Consider the following 4173-nt stretch of genomic DNA (forward strand, 5'->3'; position numbering starts at 1 on the left):
CATGATCGTACGACCACCTCGCCACGCGCAGCCCCGCCGCCTCGCGCGTCGGCGAATTGCGTCCCTCGGCGGCGATCAGCAGCGGCGCGGTGAGCGTGTCGCCGCCGGCGGTCGTCACCGTCACGCCGGTCGCGCCGCGCTGCACATCGAGCGCACGTTCGCGGTAGCGCAGGTCGACATGGGGGCTGGCGACGGCGGCGTCGTAGATCGCGCGGCGCAGTCGCTTGTTCTCGTACATCACCCCCACCGGATCGTCGGCGGCATCGGGGATGAAGTCGAGCTTGCCCGGTGCCAGCCCGTCGGTCGCCCGTATCGCGGCGATCGGGCAGCCCTCAGTGCCGAGGCCGGGCGTGATGCCGATCGCGTCGAACATCCGGTGCGTCGCGCTGGCGATCGCCGAGGCGCGGCCGTCGAACCCCGGCGCCAGCGTCACCGCCGGATCGGCGGGATCGAGGATGATCGACGAAATGCCGTGAACGCCGAGCGATACGCCCAGCGTGCTGCCGACCAGCCCGCCCCCCAGGATGATGACGTCCGCCTGTGCCATGAAGTCCGTCCGTTCCTGCGAAGTCGTTGGATGCAACCCGATCTAGGGGTTGCGGCCACCCGCCGCAACGCCGCCTTGACGACGTGGTACACCCCGGCGCAAACCGATCGCCTTATCGAACAGGAATCGAACGAATGGCGACCAACGCGCAGCCGCTGTTGTGGCGCGAGGCGATGAAGGCGGGGGCGAAGCGCAGCGGCGCGTTGATCGGGGCGACGTTGTTGTTCGTCGGCGTGCTGCTGATCGTGCTGGCGCTGCTCGGCTATTCGCCCGCCGACCCGTCGCTCAGCACGGCGGCGGGCGGCCCGATCGCCAACAAGCTGGGCGCGCCCGGCGCGATGGTCGCCGACCTGTTGCTGATGCTGTTCGGCGTGCCGGTGGCGTTGCTGTTGCCGCTGGCGCTGATCGTCAGTGTGCGGCTGTGGCGCGACGTGGCGGTGGGGCCGTGGAAGCACATGATCCGCGACTGCGTGGTCGGCGTGCTGGCGATGGGCACCACGCTCGCCTTCGTGTCGGGTGACGCGATCCTGACGCTGCCGGCGGGCTATGGCGGGGTGATCGGCTGGAGCATCGCCACCGCCGTGCAGGGGCTGATTCACCTGATCGGCCAGCCGGTCGCCGAGCTGTGGCTGATCCGTGTCGTGGCGCTGCTGTGCGGGGTGTTCGGCATCTGGCGCTGGGCCAAGGGGCTGACGATCGAGATTCCCGACGGCACCTTCCGCCTGCCGAAGTTCGAGCGACGGGCCAAGGCGGTCGCCGCCGATCGGCGGATCGACGACGACGATGCGCCGTTCGACATGGCCCCGGCGGCGCCGTTCGTCGCCGATCCGCTGGTGGCGGATGAGGACGACGACGTTCCGGTGGCACGTCCCCCGCGCGCCGAGGCCGATCGCCGCCCGGCCCCGGTAATCGCCGACCGCAAGGCATCGCCCGCGCTGGCCAGCGCGCCCAAGCCCGCGAGCAGCGAAGGCCGCGACAATTTCGCACTGCCCTCGCTCGACCTTTTGTCGCGTGCGCCCGCGTCGAGCGGTCCGACGATCGACAAGCAGGCGCTGGAGCGCAACTCGCGGCTGCTCGAAAGCGTGCTCGACGACTTCAACGTGAAGGGGCAGATCGTGAAGGTCTCGCCCGGCCCGGTCGTCACCATGTACGAACTGGAGCCGGCGCCGGGCATCAAGGCCAGCCGGGTGATTCAGCTCGCCGACGACATCGCGCGCAACATGTCCGCCATTTCGGCGCGCGTCGCGACGATTCCGGGCCGCACCGTCATCGGCATCGAACTGCCCAACCAGAAGCGCGAGACGGTCAACCTCCACGAACTGATGGCGAGCCAGGCGTTCGCCGACCAGAATGCGCAACTGCCCATCGTGCTGGGCAAGAACATCGCCGGCGATCCGGTGGTCGCCGATCTCGCGCCGATGCCGCACCTGCTGGTCGCGGGCACCACTGGCTCTGGCAAGTCGGTGGGGCTTAACTGCATGATCCTGTCGCTGCTCTACCGGCTGACGCCGGACCAGTGCCGCATGATTATGATCGATCCCAAGATGCTCGAACTCAGCATGTATCGCGGCATCCCCCACCTCCTCGCCGATGTCGTGACCGATCCGCCCAAGGCGGTCCGCGCCTTGAAATGGGCGGTCGAGCAGATGGAGGACCGTTATCGCATGATGGCGTCGATCAACGTCCGCAGCCTCGCCAGCTTCAACGAGAAGGTCCGCGCGGCGACCGCCAAGGGGCAGAAGCTCGGCCGCAAGGTGCAGACGGGTTATGACGCCGAGAACGGCACCCCGGTGTATGAGGAGGAGACGCTCGACCTCGCCCCGCTGCCGCAGATCGTGGTGATCGTCGACGAGCTCGCCGATCTGATGATGACCGCGGGCAAGGAAGTCGAATTCCTGATCCAGCGGCTGGCGCAAAAGGCGCGCGCGGCGGGTATCCACCTCATCATGGCGACGCAGCGCCCCTCGGTCGACGTCATCACCGGCGTCATCAAGGCGAACCTGCCGACGCGGATCAGCTTCCACGTTACGTCCAAGATCGATTCGCGCACCATCCTCGGCGAACAGGGGGCCGAGCAACTGCTCGGGCGCGGCGACATGCTCTACATGCCCGGCGGCAAGGCGCTGGCGCGCGTCCACGGGCCGTTCGTCAGCGATGACGAGGTGCAGGCGGTGTCCGATTTCTGGCGCAGCCAAGGCGCCCCCGACTATATCGACGCGGTGGTGAACGAACCCGAAGGCGATGCCGGCTTCAGCCTCGATGGCGCGCCCACCGGCAATGATTCCCCCGAGGACCAGATCTTCCGTCAGGCGTGCCAGTTGGTCGCCGAGAGCCAGAAGGCATCGACGAGCTGGCTGCAACGCCAGCTTCGCGTCGGCTACAACTCCGCCGCGCGCCTCATCGAACGGATGGAGAAGGAGGGCCTCGTCTCGCGTCCCGACCATGTCGGCCGGCGCGAGGTGCTGATGGATGCCGATGGTCGCCCGGCGGGGTAGACACGACCCCCTCTTACACGTCCATGACGTACCGAGTTATGAGCCCGGCGACCGATGTCGTGCCTCGCAGCCGGTATAACAGTCCGGCCATGCTTTTCATCGCGAACCAAGCGCCGATGTAGCAGGCGCGTGAACGAAGGATTTCCGAATGACCGACCTGACGATGAACGACGGCCGCACCATCCCTGCGATTGGCTTCGGCACCTATCTGGTCCCGCCCGAGGACGCCGAACGCCTGTCGCGCGAGGCGCTGGATGCTGGCTATCGGCTGGTCGATACCGCTGCTTTCTATGGCAACGAAGCCGGGGTCGGCGCGGCGACCGGCGGGACCGATGCGTTCGTCACCACCAAATTGTGGCGCGACGCGATGGGCTATGACGAGGCGCTGCGCGCGTTCGACGCCAGTGCCGCGAACCTGCCGACAATCGACCTGTTCCTGATCCACTGGCCGATGCCGTCGCAGGACCGCTATGTCGATACGTGGCGCGCGCTGGTGGCGTTGCAGAAGGACGGCCGGGTCGGCTCGATCGGCGTGTCGAACTTCTCGCCCGACCATCTCGACCGGATCGCCGATGCGACGGGTGTGGTGCCGGCGCTCAACCAGATCGAGCTGCATCCGACCTTTCAGCAGCGTAAGGCACGCGCCGCGCACGAACGGCTCGGCATCGTGACGCAGAGCTGGTCGCCGCTGGGGCAGGGCAAGCTGCTTGCCGATCCGGTCATCGCCGGCATCGCCCGCGACATCGGCGCGACCCCGGCGCAGGTGATCCTTGCATGGCATCTGCAGGCCGGGCTCGGCGTGATCCCCAAGGCATCGTCGCGCGCGCGGATCGAGGAAAATCTGGCGGCGCAGTCGGTCACGCTGTCGGGCGAACAGGTCGCCGCGATCGATGCGCTCGACCGTGCGGACGGCCGCCTCGGCCCCAACCCGGATACGCTGTAATCCGTTTCCGGTAGTGGGGAAGGATTGCCAGGACCGATCGACATTCAGCCGGACGGCGGCGCAGGCGCCTCCCCTCCCTGACAAGGGAGGGGCCGGGGGTGGGTCGGCTGCTAAGGAAACGTACGCGCTCCACAACCGGCCAACCCACCCCCAACCCCTCCCTTGTCAGGGAGGGGAGCAGATTGGGA

At 67.9% G+C, this 4173-nt stretch carries 3 protein-coding genes; 2 read left to right on the forward strand and 1 reads right to left on the reverse strand.

What is annotated here, in order from left to right; genetic code table 11:
* On the reverse strand, positions 1-547 hold a 547-nt coding region (locus tag ASE78_RS19670), incomplete at its 3' end, for an FAD-dependent monooxygenase (RefSeq protein WP_235515109.1).
* Between the two features lie 134 nt (positions 548-681).
* On the opposite strand from ASE78_RS19670, the gene ASE78_RS15870 reads away from it, so the two are divergent.
* Positions 682-3042, forward strand: a complete 2361-nt coding sequence (locus ASE78_RS15870) for an FtsK/SpoIIIE family DNA translocase (protein ID WP_056498429.1) — start codon at positions 682-684, stop codon at positions 3040-3042.
* Positions 3043-3190: 148 nt separating this feature from the next.
* Complete coding sequence (locus ASE78_RS15875; protein ID WP_056498432.1) at positions 3191-3985, forward strand: aldo/keto reductase; 795 nt, start codon at positions 3191-3193, stop codon at positions 3983-3985.
* Positions 3986-4173: the final 188 nt, after the last annotated feature.

The sequence above is a fragment of the Sphingomonas sp. Leaf25 genome (assembly GCF_001421635.1).
Lineage (GTDB): Bacteria > Pseudomonadota > Alphaproteobacteria > Sphingomonadales > Sphingomonadaceae > Sphingomonas.